General features: G+C 75.7%; 15 protein-coding genes, 2 tRNA genes and 1 riboswitch. Of the genes, 12 read left to right on the forward strand and 5 right to left on the reverse strand.

The annotated features are described in order from the left end of the window. Positions 1–396 precede the first annotated feature (396 nt). The 7 genes from ACIQ9P_RS27460 to ACIQ9P_RS27490 all read left to right on the forward strand — a co-directional run bounded on the left by ACIQ9P_RS27460 (position 397) and on the right by ACIQ9P_RS27490 (position 8,525). Positions 397–1,824: an MFS transporter gene (locus tag ACIQ9P_RS27460; RefSeq protein WP_402361543.1), complete on the forward strand. Its 1,428-nt coding sequence runs from the start codon at positions 397–399 to the stop codon at positions 1,822–1,824. 161 nt (positions 1,825–1,985) lie between these two features. Continuing rightward, positions 1,986–3,224, forward strand: coding sequence for an L-2-hydroxyglutarate oxidase (gene lhgO, locus ACIQ9P_RS27465; protein ID WP_402361546.1), 1,239 nt, complete (start codon positions 1,986–1,988; stop codon positions 3,222–3,224). A 148-nt stretch (positions 3,225–3,372) separates the two neighbouring features. Next, complete coding sequence (gene trmB, locus ACIQ9P_RS27470; protein WP_402361548.1) at positions 3,373–4,203, forward strand: tRNA (guanosine(46)-N7)-methyltransferase TrmB; 831 nt, start codon at positions 3,373–3,375, stop codon at positions 4,201–4,203. A gap of 126 nt (positions 4,204–4,329) precedes the next feature. Then, the gene (locus ACIQ9P_RS27475; RefSeq protein WP_402361551.1) at positions 4,330–5,760 is read left to right on the forward strand and encodes a PrsW family intramembrane metalloprotease; all 1,431 of its coding nucleotides are present in this window, start codon (positions 4,330–4,332) and stop codon (positions 5,758–5,760) included. Positions 5,761–5,810: 50 nt separating this feature from the next. Beyond that, positions 5,811–5,884, forward strand: a tRNA-Met gene (locus ACIQ9P_RS27480). 259 nt (positions 5,885–6,143) lie between these two features. Then, complete coding sequence (locus tag ACIQ9P_RS27485) at positions 6,144–6,932, forward strand: hypothetical protein (RefSeq protein WP_402361554.1); 789 nt, start codon at positions 6,144–6,146, stop codon at positions 6,930–6,932. Positions 6,933–7,373: 441 nt separating this feature from the next. Next, complete coding sequence (locus ACIQ9P_RS27490; RefSeq protein WP_402361557.1) at positions 7,374–8,525, forward strand: hypothetical protein; 1,152 nt, start codon at positions 7,374–7,376, stop codon at positions 8,523–8,525. Positions 8,526–8,649: 124 nt separating this feature from the next. Here the strand turns inward: ACIQ9P_RS27490 and ACIQ9P_RS27495 are convergent, their stop codons facing one another. The 3 genes from ACIQ9P_RS27495 to ACIQ9P_RS27505 form a co-directional block, all read right to left on the reverse strand. Next, on the reverse strand, positions 8,650–9,429 hold the full coding sequence (locus ACIQ9P_RS27495) for a hypothetical protein (RefSeq protein ID WP_402361559.1): 780 nt from the start codon (positions 9,427–9,429) through the stop codon (positions 8,650–8,652). 157 nt (positions 9,430–9,586) lie between these two features. Beyond that, positions 9,587–10,339 carry a sensor domain-containing protein gene (locus tag ACIQ9P_RS27500; protein ID WP_402361562.1) on the reverse strand — a complete coding sequence of 251 codons (753 nt, stop codon included), beginning with the start codon at positions 10,337–10,339 and terminating at the stop codon, positions 9,587–9,589. A 74-nt stretch (positions 10,340–10,413) separates the two neighbouring features. Beyond that, positions 10,414–11,064, reverse strand: a complete 651-nt coding sequence (locus ACIQ9P_RS27505) for a GNAT family N-acetyltransferase (RefSeq protein ID WP_402361565.1) — start codon at positions 11,062–11,064, stop codon at positions 10,414–10,416. A gap of 43 nt (positions 11,065–11,107) precedes the next feature. On the opposite strand from ACIQ9P_RS27505, the gene ACIQ9P_RS27510 reads away from it, so the two are divergent. Then, positions 11,108–12,103 (forward strand): hypothetical protein, encoded by a 996-nt coding sequence (locus ACIQ9P_RS27510; protein ID WP_402361568.1) that lies wholly within the window; start codon positions 11,108–11,110, stop codon positions 12,101–12,103. 67 nt (positions 12,104–12,170) lie between these two features. Here ACIQ9P_RS27510 and ACIQ9P_RS27515 read toward each other — a convergent pair whose 3' ends face one another. Further along, a complete protein-coding gene (locus ACIQ9P_RS27515; protein WP_402361571.1) occupies positions 12,171–13,043 on the reverse strand; it encodes a M23 family metallopeptidase in 873 nt (290 codons plus the stop codon). Between the two features lie 12 nt (positions 13,044–13,055). Further along, a riboswitch (cyclic di-AMP (ydaO/yuaA leader) is annotated at positions 13,056–13,226 on the reverse strand. 245 nt (positions 13,227–13,471) lie between these two features. Between ACIQ9P_RS27515 and ACIQ9P_RS27520 the strand changes: the two genes are divergently transcribed. The 3 genes from ACIQ9P_RS27520 (at position 13,472) to ACIQ9P_RS27530 (ending at position 15,402) form a co-directional block, all read left to right on the forward strand. Continuing rightward, entirely contained in the window at positions 13,472–13,762 is a 291-nt protein-coding gene (locus tag ACIQ9P_RS27520) for a YiaA/YiaB family inner membrane protein (RefSeq protein WP_402361574.1), read from the forward strand. Positions 13,763–13,935: 173 nt separating this feature from the next. Next, the gene (locus tag ACIQ9P_RS27525) at positions 13,936–14,763 is read left to right on the forward strand and encodes an alpha/beta fold hydrolase (RefSeq protein WP_402361576.1); all 828 of its coding nucleotides are present in this window, start codon (positions 13,936–13,938) and stop codon (positions 14,761–14,763) included. Positions 14,764–14,835: 72 nt separating this feature from the next. Continuing rightward, positions 14,836–15,402, forward strand: coding sequence for a TetR/AcrR family transcriptional regulator (locus tag ACIQ9P_RS27530; protein ID WP_402361579.1), 567 nt, complete (start codon positions 14,836–14,838; stop codon positions 15,400–15,402). A 100-nt stretch (positions 15,403–15,502) separates the two neighbouring features. On the opposite strand, the gene ACIQ9P_RS27535 is transcribed toward ACIQ9P_RS27530, so the two are convergent. Then, positions 15,503–15,576 (reverse strand) — tRNA-Ile (locus ACIQ9P_RS27535). 191 nt (positions 15,577–15,767) lie between these two features. Here ACIQ9P_RS27535 and ACIQ9P_RS27540 point away from each other — a divergent pair. Continuing rightward, positions 15,768–18,248, forward strand: coding sequence for a SpoIIE family protein phosphatase (locus tag ACIQ9P_RS27540; protein ID WP_402361582.1), 2,481 nt, complete (start codon positions 15,768–15,770; stop codon positions 18,246–18,248). Positions 18,249–18,257 lie beyond the last annotated feature (9 nt).

Genomic DNA, 18,257 nt, shown 5'->3' on the forward strand with positions numbered 1-18,257 from the left:
TGCCCTCCCGGACGTAGCCGCCGCCCGCGGGGATGAAGGCGGCGGCATCCCCCGGCCCGCCGGGTCCTCGACGGCGGGCCGACCCACGACCACCAGCGAATCGCCGACCAGCCGGTCGGGCCAGGGGGCACGGCCGGGCGCACATCGACACGGGACCGGAGCACGGCGCTCCGGCGCACCGCCGGGAGACCGCCGGGAGACCACCGGGCGGCCGGATCCCGGTGGTCCCGACCAACTTCGCGACCCGCTCGCCGCCCGGCGCCGGGCGCGCGATCCCGCCATCCGGAATGCGGCCTCTTAACCCTCGGAACGCGTCCGACTACTCTAGGTGCAGCAGCTTCGGCCCGGTGCCGCCCGGGCCCCGCGCACAAGGCCGCAGGAGGTGCCGCCGCCACCATGACCGTCAGCCCACGAGGACCGAACGAACGGCTCGGCACGCTCCTGACCCTGGCGCAGATCAGCAACGCGGGTCTGGCCCGCCGGGTCAACGACCTCGGCGCCCAGCGCGGGTTGACGCTCCGCTACGACAAGACCTCGGTGGCCCGCTGGGTCAGCAAGGGCATGGTGCCGCAGGGCCCCGTACCGCACCTGATCGCCACCGCGATCGGGGGCAAGCTCGGCCGGCCCGTGCCACTGGAGGAGATCGGCCTCGGCGACACCGACCCGGCGCCCGAACTCGGCCTGGCCTTCCCGCGCGAGGTCCCCGACGCGGTCCGGTCCGCCACCGACCTCTGGCGGGTCGACCTCGATCTGCGCCGCGGCCCCGGCGGCGGCCGCTGGAGCGACAGCCTGGCCGGCACCTTCTCGGTCGCCGCGTACGCGACCCCGGTCTCGCGCTGGCTGATCAACCCCGCCGACGGCTCGGTGGCGCGCGAACTTCCGCGCGCCCCGGCCGAGTCGGGCTCGTACCGGGTCGGCCACTCGGACGCCGCCAAACTCCGCGAGGCCGCCCAGGAGGCCCGCCGCTGGGACTCCAAGTACGGTGGCGGGGACTGGCGTTCGTCGATGGTGCCGGAGTGCCTGCGGGTCGAGGCGGCACCACTGCTGCTCGCCTCCTACAGCGACGCGGTGGGCCGGGCCCTGTTCGGCGCGACGGCCGAACTCACCCGGCTGGCCGGGTGGATGGCCTTCGACACCGGCCAGCACGAGGCCGCCCAGCGCTACTACATCCAGGCCCTGCGGCTCGCCCGGGCCGCCGCGGACGTCCCGCTCGGCGGGTACGTGCTGGCCTCGATGAGCCTGCAGGCCGGCTACCGGGGCTTCGCCGAGGAGGCCGTGGACCTCGCCCAGGCCGCGCTGGAGCGCAACCGGGGTCTGGCCACCGCCCGGACGATGAGCTTCTTCCACCTGGTCGAGGCCCGGGCCCAGGCCAAGGCCCGGAACGCGGCCGCGTGCGCGACGGCGCTCGGGGCGGCCGAGAACGCGCTCGAACGGGCGCGCGCCGGGGATCCCGATCCGTCGTGGATCGACTTCTACGCCTACGACCGGCTCGCCGCCGACGCCGCCGAGTGCTTCCGCGACCTCGGTGTGCCCGCCAAGGTCCGCCAGTTCACCCGGGAGGCGCTGGCCCGCCCCACCGAGGGGTTCGTGCGCTCGCACGGCCTGCGGCTGGTGGTCTCCGCGATGGCCGAGGCCGAGGCGGGAAACCTGGACGCGGCGGTCGCGGCCGGCGAGCGCGCCGTCGACGTGGCCGGGCGGATCTCCTCCCAGCGCAGCCGCGAGTACGTGGTGGAGATGCTGCGCCGACTGGAGCCCTTCCAGGGCGAGCGCCGGGTCCGCGACCTGACCGAACGCGCCCGCGCGGTGATCGTCGCCCCGGCCTGACCGGCCGCACTCCCGCCGGGGTCCGCCCGGGCCGCCGGCCGGACGGCGCGCGGGCCCGGCGGGGCCCGGGCGAAACGCCCCCGGGCCCCCTCGACCGGCCCCCGCCGTCGTGGCAGCATCGCGGACGGACGGGGGCGGTCGGACGAGGCGAGGAGCGGGCCGTGCGGTACGACGTCGACGTGCTGGTGGTGGGGGGCGGGATCGTCGGGCTGGCCACGGCCCACGCCCTGGTCGGGGCCCGCCCCGGACTCCGGCTCACCGTGCTGGAGAAGGAACCCGGCCTGGCCGCCCACCAGACCGGCCGCAACAGCGGGGTGATCCACAGCGGCGTCTACTACCGGCCCGGCTCGCTCAAGGCCCGGTACGCGGTGGCCGGCGCCGCCGAGATGGTGGAGTTCTGCCGCGCCCACGGCATCCCGCACGAGGTCACCGGCAAACTGATCGTCGCCACCGGACCGGCCGAACTCGACCGGCTGCGCGCACTGGCCGAACGCGGCCGGGCCAACGGCATCCCGGTCACCGAACTGGACCGCCGGGGCATCGCCGCGTACGAACCCCAGGTCACCGGTGTCGCCGGCCTGCACATCGGGAGCACCGGCATCTGCGACTTCCCCGCCGTCGCCGCCACCTACGCGCGCCTCGCCCGCGAGGCCGGGGCGGAGATCCGCACCGGCACCGAGCTGCGCGCGGTCGCCCGCCGGGCCGACGGCGTCACCGTGCAGACCTCGGCCGGGGAGCTCCGCTGCCAGGTCCTGGTGAACTGCGCGGGCCTGCACAGCGACCGGATCGCCCGGCTGGCGGGCGACGACCCCGGCCTGCGGATCGTTCCCTTCCGCGGCGAGTACTACGAACTGGTCAAGGAACGAAGGGAGTTGGTCCGCGGACTGGTCTACCCCGTGCCCGACCCGGCGTTCCCGTTCCTGGGCGTCCACCTGACCCGGGGCGTGCACGGCGACGTGCACGTCGGCCCGAACGCGGTGCCCGCGCTGGCCCGCGAGGGCTACGACTGGCGCACCGTCCGCGCCCGCGACCTGGCCGGCACCGCGGCCTTCCCCGGCACCTGGCGGATCGCCCGCCGGCACTGGCGCTACGAGGTGGGCGAGCTGCACCGCTCGCTGTCCAAGCGGGCGTTCACCTCGGCCGTGCAGCGGCTGCTGCCGGCCGTCGTCCCGGCCGACCTGGTCCGGGCCGGCGCCGGGGTCCGCGCCCAGGCGGTGGCCCGGGACGGCTCACTGCTGGACGACTTCGCCTTCGCCGGCTTCGACCCCGACGACCCGCGCTCCACCCGCCGCCTGGTGCACGTGCTGAACGCCCCCTCCCCGGCGGCCACGGCCTCGCTGCCGATCGGCCGCGAGGTGGCCCGCCGGGCGCTCGCCGCCCTGGACGCGGGCGGGCGGTGAGGCGGACCGTGACCCACGCCCTGAGGCGGGCGACAGGACGGGCGGTGAGGCGGGCGGCACGGGTCGCCCCGGCCGTCCCGGCGACGGACGTGGGTCCCGTCACAGCACCCCCGGCCCCCGCCCGGCGGCCCCTTAGAATCGGGTGATTGTGACTGCCACCGCCCCGATCCCCCAGCCCTCGCCCTCCGCCCGGCTCTCCGCGGCCCCCGCCGCGTACCCGGCGCCGATGTACCCGCACAAGGCCACCGAGGCCCAGCACAGCGAGCGGCGCATCCGCAGCTTCCAGCCGCGCCGGGGCCGGATGACCAACGCCCAGGCGGGCGCGCTGGACCGGAGCTGGGAGGCGTACGGCATCGCGATCGACGGCACCCCGCTCGACCTGCCCGCGCTCTTCGACGGCCTCCCGGTCACCCTGGAGATCGGCTTCGGCATGGGCGAGACCACCGCCGCGATGGCCGCCGCCGACCCCGCCATGGGCATCCTGGCCGCCGACGTCCACACCCCCGGGCACGGCAACCTGCTCGGGCTGCTGGAGCGCGACGGCAGCACCAACGTCCGGCCCGCCGCCGGTGACGCCGTGATCCTGCTCCGCGACATGCTCCAGGACGCCTCGCTGGCCGGTCTGCGGCTCTACTTCGCCGACCCGTGGCCCAAGCCGAAGCACCACAAGCGGCGACTGCTCCAGCCGTCCTTCCTGGAGCTGGTCCTCCCCCGGCTGGCGCCCGGCGCGCTGGTGCACTGCGCCACCGACTGGGAGCCCTACGCCGAGCAGATGCTCGCCGTGCTCTCCGCCTCCCCGGAGCTGGAGAACCTCCACCCCGAGGGTGACGGCACCGGCTGGACCGAACCGGCGGACCACCCGGACGGCTCCGTCCCCGGTTACGCGCCGCGACCGGACTGGCGCCCGGTCACCAAGTTCGAACGGGCCGGCCTCGCCAAGGGCCACGTGGTGCACGACCTGCTGTTCCGCCGCCGCTGACACCGCGCCGGGCGTTCGACCCGGCGCGCCCGCCCGGGCCCCGGCGGCGCCGGCGGGCGCATCCGGCGCGGACGGTTCCGCCCGACTCCGCCCGGCCGCCCGGCGGCTTGGCCTACCCTGTGCCGGGTGAGCACCCCGTCCGACGGTGGGTACCACATCACCGTGCGGGCCGCCGACGACCGAGAAACGCCCACGCCCACCGCCGACACCCGGACCGTCCCGGGGCCGCGGGGGCGCCGGGCCCAGCGGCTCGTGCCCCGGCCGGGCCGCGCCGCCACCCAGGACCCCGGCCCGCGTCCGGACGCCCCGGCGGCGGCCGGACCGGACCCCGGCGGCGGCCGCCGCCCGCTGCGCCCGGCGGCCTTCTCCGCCGTGACCGCCACGGTCGTCCTGACCCTGGCCGGCTGCGGGGTGCTGATCCTCCACCTGGTCCGCCGCCAGACCGGGACCGCCGGGCTGCTGGTGGGCCTCGGGCTGGCGATGGTCCCGCTGCCCTTCGTGCTCGGCGGGCTCGCCTGGCTCAACCAGACCGCCCGGGTGCCGCTGCGGCACACCGTGTTCTGCCTCGGCTGGGGCGCCTGCGCCGCCACCACCGTGGCCATCCTCGCCAACGGCTGGACCAGCACCTATCTGAGTGCCCACCAGGGCAGCCTCGGCGAGGCACTGGGCGCCGACCTGGTCACCCCGGTGATCGAGGAGAGCGCCAAGGGCGCCGCCCTGCTCGTGCTGCTGCTGCCGCTCGGCCGGCGGCTGCGCTGCGGGGCCGGGCCCGGTGGGCGCCCCTGCGCCGACGTGCTGCGCCGGCTGCCCGGCCCCCGGCAACCGCGCGGGTACGAGCGCCGGCTCACCGGGCCGCACGCGCGCGGCCGGCTGCGGCTGCGCCCCTACCCGCGCCCGCTGCCGCACCCACCGCCCCCGCCCGCCCCGGATCCCGGCGGACGGCGGGCGCCGACCGGCCACCGGCGGGCCCGGTCCCGGCCGCGCACCCTGGCCGCCGGGGTCGTCCTCGGCGGGATCACCGCCTGCGGCTTCGCCTTCACCGAGAACGCGCTCTACCTGGGGCGGGCGTTCACCGACGACCAGCAGCAGCGGCTGGACAGCATCGGCCTCGGCGAGCCGCCCAGCCTGCGGGACTTCGACAGCACCGTGCAGACCTTCGTACTGCGCGGCCTGCTCTCGCCGTTCGCCCATCCGCTGTTCACCGCGTTGACCGGGCTCGGCCTGGCGATCACCCTCACCACCGGGCGCCGACGGCTGGCCCGGCTGGCGGCGCCGACCGGGCTGGTGCTGTCGATGGCCCTGCACGGGACCTGGAACGCCGCCGCCGATCTCGGCACCCACGGCTTCCTGCTGGTGTACGCGGTGCTGATGGTGCCCTGCTTCGCGGCGCTGGTCTGCTTCTCCGCCTGGGCCCGGTCCCGGGCCGCCCGCCACCCCGGGCGGGCCGGGCCGCCGACGCCGCGGGCCCGAAGCGGCCTGCGGCTCGCCGCCCGGCTCGGGCGGCGGACCACCGCCCGGCTCGCCGGGTGGCTCGGGGGCCCCGCCGGGGGCCCGTGAGGAACGGATTTCCCATCCGGGCGATCTCCCCGTATTGTTGTGTTCACCGACGCGGGGTGGAGCAGCTCGGTAGCTCGCTGGGCTCATAACCCAGAGGTCGCAGGTTCAAATCCTGTCCCCGCTACTCAGTAGCAACGAAGGCCCGGAGGATCCGTCCTCCGGGCCTTCGTCGTTCCCGTGGCCCGTGCGATTCCGTGGCCCGGCCGGCTCCGGAGCGCGGGCGGCCCGAGCGGACGGCGGGCGTCCGCTCCGCGCCACGGTCCTGCCACGGAGCGGTAACAGCACCGGGGGCCAAAATCGACCCGACCGGACGGACGATCATACTGGTTGCAAAGACGACTCGTTCGGACGCGGACCGTCGCGCCGGGTTAGGACACACAATCATGCTGTCGAAGCGCCTTGCCAGCACCACCGCGATCGGCCTGCTGCTCGTGGCCGGGGCGACCGCCTGCGGCGACAACGACAAGCCCGCCGCCGACAAGGCCGCAGCCGGTAAGGCCGCCGCACCGGGGCTGGACACCGAGAAGCTCACCGCCGAGGAGATCCAGAAGCAGGCCAAGGAAGCCCTGGCCGGCGCCACCTCGGTCAAGGTCGTGGGCACCGTGGAGCAGGACGCCGACCGGATCTCCGTCGACCTGGCGGTGGACACCAAGGGCCAGTGCAAGGGCACCCTGAGCCTGCCGGGGGCGGGCAAGTTCGAGCTCCTCGGCGACGGCAAGCAGGTCTACCTGAAGCCCGACACGGCCTTCCTGAACAGCGTCACCGAGGGGAAGAACCCCCAGGCCGTCGAACTCCTCAAGGGCCGCTGGATCGGCGGCGCGCAGGACGACCCGGACATGAAGGAGATCACCACCGCCTGCAACCTCAAGGAGCTCACCAAGACCTTCGGCAGCGGTGACGAGAGCAAGGCCACCAACATCACCAAGGGCTCGGCCGGCACCGTCAACGGCGCGAAGACCTTCAGCGTCAAGTCGAACAACAGCGCCGGCGGCGAGGTCACCCTGCACGTCGCCACCGAGGGCAAGCCGTACCCGCTCCGGATCGAGAAGACCGGCAAGGGCGGCGGCCAGATGGACTTCACCGACATCGACAAGGCGCTGACCGTCCAGGCCCCGCCGGCCGACCAGGTGATCGACTACTCGCTGTTCAAGGACAAGGTCCGGACCGCCTGATCCGGCGGCCGACCGGCACCTGCTCCGGTGGCGGAGCAGGCGGCGGAGCAGACGGCGATAAATCCGTTGCCCTCCTTCGGGGAGGCTGCCTACAGTGGCGGCACACTGAAAGGAGGTGATCCTGAGTTGAGTTCCATCAGGATGTGTGAGGTGGCTGCTCGCTAGAGCCGCCCTTGCCTGTGCAGGGTGGGGCCCATGGTCCCCGGCAGGCGAAATTCCCAGCAGTCACCCGGCCCGCGGGCTCACCGGTACATCCACGGTGCCTCGGCGCCCGGCCCCTCGTGGGCCCGGCACCGAGGAGCAGCCCGCGGGCCGTCTGCGTTCCCGGACGGGTTTCCGCCCGCGTTCCGGGGCGGGTTTCCGCGACCGCCCCGGGGGCATCCCCGCTAGAGTCGGCGCGCGCTCCGCAGGGGCGGGACGCGGGCACTGGGGGTGTGGGCGATGGCGACACGGCGGACCGCCGCTACGGCGGCGGGGCGGACGGCTCGACGGGCCGCGGCGGGAGCGCTTCCGGGCGCGGGCCTGCTGGGGCTGGTGCTGTTCTCGCTGGGGCGGCCGCACCCGTGGCAGGCCCTGGGCGGCGGACTCGTGGTGGCCTGCGCGGCGACCCTGGTCGGCGGTGCGCTGGGGTTCCTGTTCGGGGTGCCCCGGGTGCGCGCCGGCGCGGCGGGCGCCGCCGAACCGCACGGTTCCTACGTGCCGAACACCAACCTCGAACAGGTCTCGGACTGGCTCACCAAGGTCCTGCTGGGCGTCGGCCTGACCCAGCTCGGCTCGATCGGCGAGCGGCTCGACCAGCTCGGCTCCACCCTCGCCCCGGTCCTGGGCGGGGGTGCGGACGCCTCGCCGCTCGCCGCCGCGCTCGTCCTCTACTTCGTCCTGCTCGGCTTCCTGGCCGGCTGGCTGCTCACCCGGCTGACGCTGCCCCGGGTGCTCTCGGACGCGGACCGGGCGCTGGACCTCTTCCTGGCCGGGCAGGACCGGGACCGCAAGGGCGACCGGGTCGGCGCGGACGACCTGCGGATGCGGGCGATGCAGCACCTGGGCCTGGTGGGCACCAGTACCGGGAAGCCCGACGATCTGCCCGGGTCGATGCTGCCGACGGACCCGGCGGGCGGACCGGAGGGGCTGGTGGCCGAGGTCCGGTCGACGGCCCGGCGCTCGGCGCTGACGGCCGCGCAGGTCCGGGACCTGTTCGCGGACGGCTCGGAAGGGCGGCGGGTCCAGGCGCTGGCGCTGATGCAGGGCGATCCGGCGCTGGGCGACCTGCCGAGCGTGCTGGAGGCGATCGAGCACCCGCGCTCGGGCTTCGAGCAGTACCACGCGCTGCTGGCGGCCCGCGGGCTGCTGTCCCGGCTGCCGGCCGAGGAGACCCGGCGGCTGCGGGAGGCGGTGGCGGGCCGGCTGATGGCACCGGACGGGATCCCCTACGGCTCGGACCGCAGCTGGCTGGCGGAGAAGATCCTCTCCCGGCTGGAGCCGGCGGTGTTCCTGCCCCAGCAGCAGGGCGGGCCGACCGCGGGCACGAGCGGGGCGGGCGCCGGGCAGGGGACGGACGCAGCGGCGGCGGACACCGGGGAACCCCGGGCCTGAGCCGGGCCGTGCCGGACCGGACCGCTCGGCCCCCGACCGCCGGACGAAGGACCCCGCCGACGGCCGGGAGACCGCCGGACGCCCGCCTCGCCGGGGCCGGGTCCGGGAGTGCCCCGGATTCCGGTCACGAGCTCCGGGCGCGGTGCCGCGGGCCCCGGTCGACCACGACCGGACCGCCGCTCCCGCCGCTCCCGCCGACCCGGCGGAGCACCAGCACCCGGCGGGGGCGGCCGCCCTCGGTGGCCGGCGGGAGAATCCGGATCTCGCTGGCGATCCGGCGCTCGCCGAGCAGGTGCCGGACGGTGTCGAGGTGGCCGGCCCGGCGGCCCGTGCCGTCGAACAGCGGATGGACCCGGACCTCACCCCCGGGCGCGGTGACCCGGACCAGTTCGGTCAGCGCGGCCAGCTGCCACTCGGGCCCGAAGAGGTCGGGATAGGCGAAGACCAGGTAGCCGCTGAGGGTGAGGGCGAAGGTGCCGTCCGGGAACGGGAGCCGGGGCAGCGCGGCGGCCACGTACTGCCCGGGGTGGGCCGCACGGTCGGCCGCGAAGAGCCGGCGGGCCCGGTCCCAGCTGCGCAGGTAGCGCTCGGGCGGACGGTGGCGGCGGGGCGGGTAGAGGTCGGGGCGGGCGTCCATCGCGGCGGCCATGGCGGCCCTGGCGGCCAGCGCGTGGGCGGCGATCTCCTCCGCGGGCCGTGCGTACACCGGGTCGGTGGCGATCACCCGGCAGCCGAGCGGACGGGCCTCGGCGGCCAGGGCGGCGGCGCCGCCGGGGCAGTCGAGCAGCGGGCCCCGGAGGTCGGCGAGGGTGGCCCGGGTGAGGCCGAAGAGGCCGCAGTACTCGTCCAGCGGACGGGAGGTCACCAGGGCGGCGGCCGGGGCGGGGGAGGTTCGGTCGGCCATCGCGGCCATCCGAACACGGCCCGTCGGGAGCCGCATCCGCAGACGGCCGGCCGGGGATCGGCCGGCCGGGGACGGGACGGGGACGGGACGGGGACGGGACGGGGACGGGAACAGGCGGTGGGAGCGGGCCGGCCGGAGCGGACCGGCCGGAGCCGGGTCAGCGGCCGAGCAGGCCCCGGACGGCGAGGCGGTTGACGTTGGTCAGGCCGCGCACCAGCTGCGGGGTGACGAAGAGGAACAGCAGGCCGACCAGGGAGACGCCCGCGATCTGCAGCGGCGACTCGATGTAGTAGACGTAGTGGCCGGACTCGGTGGTGAAGTCGTAGAGCCGGTAGCCGGGCCAGTCCGTCCAGCGCGCGAACACCCAGTGGTAGGCGGGGTAGAGCGCGAGCGTCCAGCCGACGCTGAGGAAGACCAGCGACAGCGTCATGCTGAGGATCGCCCACGGGAACATCACCACCTGGTACAGCACGGCCTTCCAGCCCGCCGCGTCCGTCAGCCGGGCGGTGACGGCGCCCCAGAAGCCGGGGCGGGGCCGGACCGGCTCCGGGCCGGGGACGTCCAGGGCCAGCAGGCCGCGGACCCGGGCCCGCTCCAGTCGGCCGAGGCCCCGGGCGGCGACGGTCAGACCGGCCAGGACCGGCAGGCCGAGCACCGTCACGAAGGTGCCGAGGCCCAGGCAGAACAGCGTGACGGCGACGGTGAAGCCGACGATCGCCAACGGCAGACCGGTCAGCGTGTAGCCGACCTCCCGGTAGAAGTAGGAGCTGAACGGGGCCCGCCAGGCGTACGGCGGCTCCTCGGTGCGGTGGACGGCGCCGCTCCGGCGGTCGTCGGCGCCGTTCTCGGCGTACCCGGTGCGGCCGTCGTTCGACTGGTACTCGCTGTGCTGCATGGTGTGGGTGCTCATGGCCGGGTCACGGTCCCTCGGGTCGGTCGCGGTGCGGGCTGGTCGGGCGGTCTCCCGCCGACCTCTGAAGCCTGTCAAAACACGCCCCCGCCGGACATCCGGCTCCCCGCCGAACCGGAGGTGGGGTTATCCCCCCTGCCCGCCGTTCCCTCCCCGCCGTCCCCGCACCGCGGGTCGTCCGCCAGCAGGGCGTACTGCCGGGCGTCGCGCCAGCCGTCCGGACCCCGGTAGTCGTGCCGGACCCGCCCCTCCAGCCGGAAGCCCGCCCGGACCAGCACCCGGATCGAGGCGGCGTTGTCGACGTCCACCCGGGCCTCCAGCCGGTGCACGCCGAGCGGGCCGAAGGCGAAGTCGCGCAGCAGGGCGAGCAGCTCGCCCGCGTAGCCGGAGCCCCAGACGTCGCGCCGCAGCGCGTAGCCGATCGTGGCGGCGCCGTGCGGGAGCAGGCCGAGCGCGGCGTTGCCGATCGGGACGGCCCGGGCCGGGTCGTCGGCGTCGGCGTGGCGGGTGACGGCGAGCCGGTAGACCTCCCGGCGCTCCTTCTCGGCCTCCTCCACGAACTGGGCGACCTGGTCGGCGCAGGTCTCCAGGTCGCGCGGGGCGAACGGCAGGTAGCGGGTGGCCTCCGGGTCGCCGAACACGGCGTGCAGCGCGGCCACGTCCTCGGGGGTGTGGTGGAACTCGCGCAGGGCCAGCCTGGGACCGGTGAGACGAACGGGGACCATGGCTCCCGACCCTACCCGCGACCAGCGGTTACGGTTCGTGGTTATGGAAGACGAAGACCTGCGGCTCGCCCCGCGCACCAAGGCCGCCGAGCTGCTCGTTTGGGCGGAGGCGGAGGGCCGCGAGCCCGTCGCCGAGAGCCCGCTGCGAGCGGTGCTGGCGCTGCTGGAGCTCGGCGAGGGCAGGATGCACGACGGCTGGCCCGAGCTCACCTCCGCCGCGGTGGAACACCTGCTGTACGAGCGCCTGTACCTGTACGTCCAGCCCGAGCCGGGGCAGGACCCGCTGGCGTACGGCGCGGCGGTGCGGCTGCTGATCGACCACCGGCGGGCGGCGAAGCGGCTGAACGCCAAGCGGCAGGAGCGGCTGCACGCGGAGGCCGAGTGGCAGGGCGAGGTGGCGGCCGGACTGCTGCGCCGGGCCGACCTGGTGACCTGGCCCCGGCTGTACACCCTGCTGCTGCGGGCGGACGGGGTGGAGACCGCCGACGGGGAGGCGGTGCGGGCCTGGCTGGAGGGGTTCCGGGAGCTGCCGGAGGAGGAGCGGCTGGCGGCGTTCACGGCGCTGGAGGCGGACGGCGTGCTGGACCCGGTGGACGACGGGGGCTGGGAGGGCGGCGGCCGGACGCTGGCGGTCGGGATGGCCACGGACGGCGCGCGGCGGCTGCTGGAGCAGGGACTGATGCGGCGCAGCTACCGGAACCTGGCCGAGCTGACGGCGCTGGGCCGACCGATGCCGGAGGAGCTGGCCGGGGACTTCGGGGCGTTCGAGGAGGCGGCGGCGCTGGTGGCGCTGGAGCTGGCCGGCACCTGGACCGTGCCGGGGCTGCCGGAGCTGCTGGTGGCGGAGTTCCCGGAGCTGGCGCCGGAGCCGGGGCCGGCGGAGATCGACGCCTACCTGGCCGGGCTGGACGCGGCCTGGGCGGACGAGCAGGCCGCGGCCGAGGAGCCGGAGGACGGGGACGGGTACGGGCCGACGGAGGCGGACGACGGGGACGGGCCGACGAGGGCGGACGCCGAGGCGGAGGAGCCGGCGGAGTAGGCGCGGAACACGGCGAGGGGCCCCGGCCGGTGCGGCCGGGGCCCTCGTCCTGCTGGGGGAGGCGGGGTCAGGGGGTGACGCCGCGCTGCTCGAACCAGGTCTCCGGGTCGACCGGGGCGCCGCCGCCGGGGCGGACCTCGACGTGCAGGTGGGCGCCGGTGACGTTGCCGGTCGCGCCGACCTTGCCGATCTGCTGGCCGGGGAGGACCTTGCCGGAGCCCTTGATGATCGAGGAGAGGTGGCAGTACCAGATCTCGGTGCCGTCGGGCAGGGTCTCGACGATCCGGTAGCCGTAGGCACCGGCCCAGCCGGCCGAGGTGATGGTGCCCTGGCCGACCGCGTAGACGGGTTCGCCCTGGTCGGCGGCGAAGTCGAGGCCGGTGTGCAGGTGGGCCCAGTAGCGCGCGCTCTGGCCGTAGTGGGCGGAGAGCCGGTAGTCGCGCACGGGCAGCTTGATGGCCGCGAGCTTGGCCTTCTCGGCCTCCTCGGCGGCGCGCCTGGCCTGCTCCTGCTGGGCGACCTGGGCGGCGCGCTTGGTCTCGGCCTCCTGGGCGGCCTGGACCCGGGCGGTCTCCTCGGCGGCGGTGCGCTGGCTGTCGGCCTGCTGCTGGATCCGGGCGGCGAGCGCGAGGCCGGGGTCGGCGGAGAGCGCGACCGGGGTCTCGTCGGGGGTCTCCACGGCGGGCGCGGCGGCCGGGGTGGCGGAGGCGAAGCCGGTCGCGCCCAGGGTGGCGGCGACGGCGGTCACGCCGAGCAGCGGCGCGGTGCCGCGGGTCTGACGGGGCATCCGGTGCCGGCTGGTTTCGGCGGCCGGCGGGGCGATCTCGTCGGCGGGACCGCCGAAGGGGCCGCCGTGGCCGGCGAACGGGCCCGGATGGTCGAGCAGCTGGGTGCCGGTGGAGGACCCGGACGGGTGTGCCTGGGTGTGCGTCGACGCCACGGAGGCGCGCTCCTTTCCTTCCTTCGCGCCTACCGGGTTAGCTGACGGGTTCGGAGCAGGAAGGTCTCCTACGGCTGAGCCTGGGCAATGCCCCGACCCGGCCGATTCACCCCAAGGAACATGGTTCCCCGGCTCCCATGGCCTGCCCGGAGGCCGGCCGGCGGGATTAGGCGACGGCGCACGGTGCCGTCTGGTTACGGCGTTACGAACCGCGCTGCGTTATCAAACGTTAATCCGAGAGTCCCCCGATTCCAAGCCATCCGTTGGTGAGGACCGGACACGGATCGGACATCGGGTGGCCCTATGGGCGTTTTATGACGTTTGATGACAACTGACACTACCGAACGTGAGAGGACGTCAACGAACGGGGTCGCATCTGAGTACGCCTACTCATGTGCGGCCGCGGGCGCGCGGCCATTCTGGGCGCCATGAGCGCACCGATGCAGTCACGGACCACGGCCGCCTACTACGTCCAGGCCGTCCTCTCCTTCGCCCTCTCCGCCGCCGCCCTCGGCGCCGGGATCGCCTACCTCCCGGTCGAACCGTGGACCAGGGCCTTCCTCGCCGTCGGCCTGCTCTGGACGATCACCTCCGCGTTCACCCTGGCGAAGGTGGTCCGGGACCGGCAGGACACCACCGAACTCGTCACCAGGGTCGACCAGGCCCGGCTGGACAAGCTGCTGAGCGAGCACGACCCGTTCAAGGTGGAGGGGATCTGACCGGTCCTGGCGCGGCCGGACCCCGGGACGGCCCCGCGTCGGCCCCGGGACGACCCCGGGGCGACCTCCGAGAGGGCCTGGCGAGCGTCCGGAGCGGGCTTGACGGCTAAGGCTATTAGCCTTAGCTTTATGGCTATCGGCACTCGCCGACGATCCGGACCGAGGAGGCCCTCATGAACGGCACCATCGCCCCCGCCACCCGCTACCTCGACCTCCCCGGCGGCCGGATCGCCTTCGACGACACCGGTCACGGCACCGGCGCCCCCGTCGTCCTGCTCCCCGGGATGCTCGACAGCCGGGCCGCGTACCGGCATCTGCGCCCGCTGCTCACCGCCGCCGGCCGCCGGGTGATCACCATGGACCTGCGCGGCTTCGGCGAGTCCTCGATCCAGTGGGACGACTACTCCCCGGCCGCGATCGCCGGCGACCTCCTCGCCCTGCTGGACCACCTGGGCATCGACCGGGCCGTGCTGGCGGGCAACTCCTACAGCGGCGCCAGCGTGGTCCGGGTCGCCGGGGACGCCCCCGGACGGGTCGCCGGGATCGTCCTGCTGGACGCCTTCGTCGAGAACCTGCCGCCGACCGCCCTCCAGCGGGCGATGCTCCGCGCGATGGGCGCGCTGCTGGTGCGCTCGCCCGCGTTCTGGGGGCTCTACCTGCGCAAGGCCGCCTTCCCCGGCCCCAAGCCCGCCGACCACGAGGAGTACGTGGCCGGGCTGGTCTCCGCACTGCGCACCCCGGGCCGGCGGGCCGCCACCCGCGGCTACGTGCGGGGCGACTCCTCGCCCACCGGCTGGACCTCGGCCGTGCGCTGCCCGGCGCTGGTGGTGATGGGCTCCGAGGACCCCGACTTCGGCGACCCGGAACTGGTCGCCGACCGGCAGGCCGCCGCGCTCGGGGCACGCAAGGTGATGGTCGAGGGCGCCGGGCACTACCCGATGGCCGACCACCCGGAGGCGACCGCCGAGGCCCTGCTCGGCTTCCTCGCCGAGCTGGCCTGACGCCCGGCCCCTCCTCGCCCCGCGCCCGTACGCCGCCCGCAGCCCGCCGCCACCACCACCAGGAGACCCACGGTGCCCCGAGTCGGACTCACCCCCGAGCAGGTCGTCGACCACGCCCTCGCCCTCATCGACGAGCAGGGTCCCGAGGCCCTCACCCTGGCCGCCGTAGCCGCCCGCGCCAAGGTCGCCACCCCCTCGCTCTACAAGCACGTCAGCGGCGGACTGGCCGAGCTGCGCCGGCTGATCGCCGTCCGGGTCACCGAGGAACTGGCCGACCGGCTCGCCGGGGCGGCCCTCGGCCGGAGCGGGGACGAGGCGGTCGCCGCCGTGCTGCGGGCGTACCACGGCTACGCCACCGAGCGCCCGTACCGGTACGCCGCGCTGCCGCAGGCCCCGCGGCCGGACGAGGACCTGACGGCCGCGGCCGCCCGGCTGGTCGGGGTGATCGTCGCGGTGCTCCGCGGGTACGGGCTGGAGGGCTCCGAGGCGATCCACGCGGCCCGTACCTTCCGCTCGGTGGCCCACGGCTTCGCCGCGCTGTCGACCGCCGGTGCCTTCCAGCTCGCCGAGGACCTCGGGGAGACCCAGGAGCGGATCATCACCGTCCTGACCGCCGGGCTGCGCGCCTGGCCCCACTGAGCCCGGCCCCGCGCGGAGGCGGCGGTGGGGCGGTCGGGGCGGTCGGGGCGGGAACGCCGAAGGGCCCGGAGCGGGATGCTCCGGGCCCTTCGGACTGGTGTGGGGCTAACAGGACTTGAACCTGTGGCCTCTTCCTTATCAGGGAAGCGCTCTAACCGTCTGAGCTATAGCCCCGCGCCGTTGCGACCCGCCACCGCGAGGGCGGCATGTCGTACGGAGAAGGGTACCGGACCCGACGGGGGCCCACGCACATCGGGCGTCCCGGCCGCCCCGCGGCGCACCGTTCGACTCTCCCCTCACCCGATTAAGAAATAAGGTATTAAGAATTAACTGCCCCATAAGGCACCCGAGAGGCCGGCCATCCCATGGACCCGCGCAGCAGCCCCACCGCGCGCAGTGCCATGCGCTGCGTCCGCTTATTGCTCGGCTGCACCGGCGCCGCCGATCTGCTCGGCACCGTCCTCGCCGAGGGCCCGGGCTGGATCACCGGTGAGGGCTCGGCGCTCTACCTGCTGGACTCCACCGGGATGCTCCGGCTCACGGCCTCCCACGGCCTGCCCGACTGGGCCCACGAGCGCTACAGCGTGGTCGACCCGGCCGGGGACCTGCCCGCCGCGATGGCCCTGCGACTGCGCCGCCCCTATCTGCTGAGCCCCGAGCGCACCAGCACCGACTATCCGAACCGGAACGCCGGGCTGGGCACCGGGATGGTCGCCGTGGCCACCCTGCCGATGCTCGTCGACACGCGGCCGCTGGGCGTCCTGGCGCTCGCGCTCGCCCACCGGGGAACCGTCCCCCGGCGGGACCTGGACGTGCTGGAGACCCTCGCGGACGCCTGCGCGCACCGGCTCGGCTACCTGCTGGAGCACGCCAGGGCCGGCACCGGGGGACACCGGGAAGGCCCGGAGCCCGGCGGACCCCCCGGGTCCGAGGGCCGTTCCGACCGGGGTGCGGCGAACGGGGTGCGCCCCGGCCCGTGCGCCGGCGCCGGCGATCCGGCCACCGCGACGGCCCACTCGATGCTCTCGCTCGCCGTCCGGGCCTCCGGGCACGGGGCCTTCGAACGCGACCTGGTCACCGGCGAGACCCACTGGGACGCCCAGGCGCTGCGGCTGGTCGGCCGACCGGCCCCGGACAGCGGCGGCACCTCCCCCGCGCCCACCCTGGACCTCGTGGTCCACCCCGAGGACCTCCCGGACGTCCAGGCCGCCATGGCCGAGGCCCTCGACACCGGCGGCCCGTACCGGATCCGCTACCGGGTGCCGCGCCGGGGCGGCGGGGTGATCCGGATCGAGGAGACCGGCGAGGTGATGCTGGACGTGCACCGCCGACCGGTCCGGATCGCCGGACTGATCGCCGACCTCGACCACGGCCGCGCCCCCGGCGAACGCCCGCCCGGGGACGGCCCACCGGCCGGGCGGTCCCCCGGTCCGGCCGGCGAACCGTCCCCGGGCGGGGGTCGGGCCGGTCCCGCCGAGGGCTCCTCCCCCGCCGGGGCCCGGTCCGCGCTGCTGCTGGCGCTCACCCGGGCGCTGTCCCGGGCGGTCACCGTCCGGGACGTCACCACGGCCGTCAACGACATCGCCCGGCCGGCCCTCGGGGCGGCCGGCATCGTGCTGGACCTGGTCGACGAGGGCCGGCTGCTCCCCGTCTCGCACACCGTCTACGGCGGCGAGCGGCGCACCGAGCTGACCCGGCTGGCCGACCTCTCCGAGGGCGTGATGCAGCGCGCCCTGGCCCGGTCGGCCCCGCTGTTCAGCGAACCGGCCCGGCGCGGGCGCGGACCGGGGCGTCCGGTCGGGCCCACCACCGCGGCGGAGGGCGGCGGCACCACCGCGGCGGAGGGCGGCCCCGGCGCCGGGGAGGGAGCCGGGACCGGCGCCGGGGAGGGAGCCGGGACCGGCGGCCCGCTCGCCCCGGCCGCGTGGGCGGTGCTGCCGCTGATCGCCTCCGGCCGGCAGGTCGGTTCCTGTCTGATCACCTTCGCCACCGAGCGGGCGTTCGGGCGCGAGGACCGCACCCTCTACTCCTCGTTCGCGGGCATCCTGGCCCAGTCCCTGGAACGGGCCCGGCTCTACGACACCCACCACCACCGGGCGACCGAGCTCCAGCGCGCGATGCTGCCGCGCACCCTGCCCCGGCTGCCCGGGATCGCCAGCGCCGCCCGCTACCTGCCGAGCACCGAGGGCATGCAGATCGGCGGCGACTGGTACGACCTGCTGCGGCTGCCGGACGGCCGGGTCGGCCTGGTGATCGGGGACGTCCAGGGCCACAACGCCGAGGCGACGGCGGTGATGGGGCAGTTGCGCAGCGGACTGCGGGCGTACGCGACCGACGGGCACGACCCGGCCGCCACGCTCGCCCGGACCAGCCGGCTGCTGACCGAGCTGGACACCGAGCTGTTCGCCACCTGCCTGTACCTGACCCTCGACCCGGCCGACGGCACCCTGCGGGCGGCCCGGGCCGGGCACCCGGCACCGGTCCGGGTCACCGCGGACGCCCGGGCGGTGGAGCTGCAGCTGCCCGGCGGCCCACCGCTGGGCGTCGCCCCCGAGCGACCGTACCCGCTGGCGGTCGAGTACCTGCCGCCCGGCGAAACGCTGCTCGCCTACACCGACGGCCTGGTGGAGGACCGCGAGGAGGACTACGACGATTCGGTGCACCGGATGCTCGGCGGACTGGAGCTGTGGGCGCGGAACACCGGCCCGGACCGGGCCGAACCGGGGCCGGACCTGGAAAAGCTGGCCGATCTGCTCACCCTGAACGTGACCGAGCGGCGTTCGCGTCCGGACGACGTCGCGTTGCTCCTGTTGCACCGCTTGTCGGCTGTGCACCAGCGGGGCTGACGGGGCACC

Source organism: Kitasatospora sp. NPDC094019 (assembly GCF_044764505.1).
Lineage (GTDB): Bacteria > Actinomycetota > Actinomycetes > Streptomycetales > Streptomycetaceae > Kitasatospora.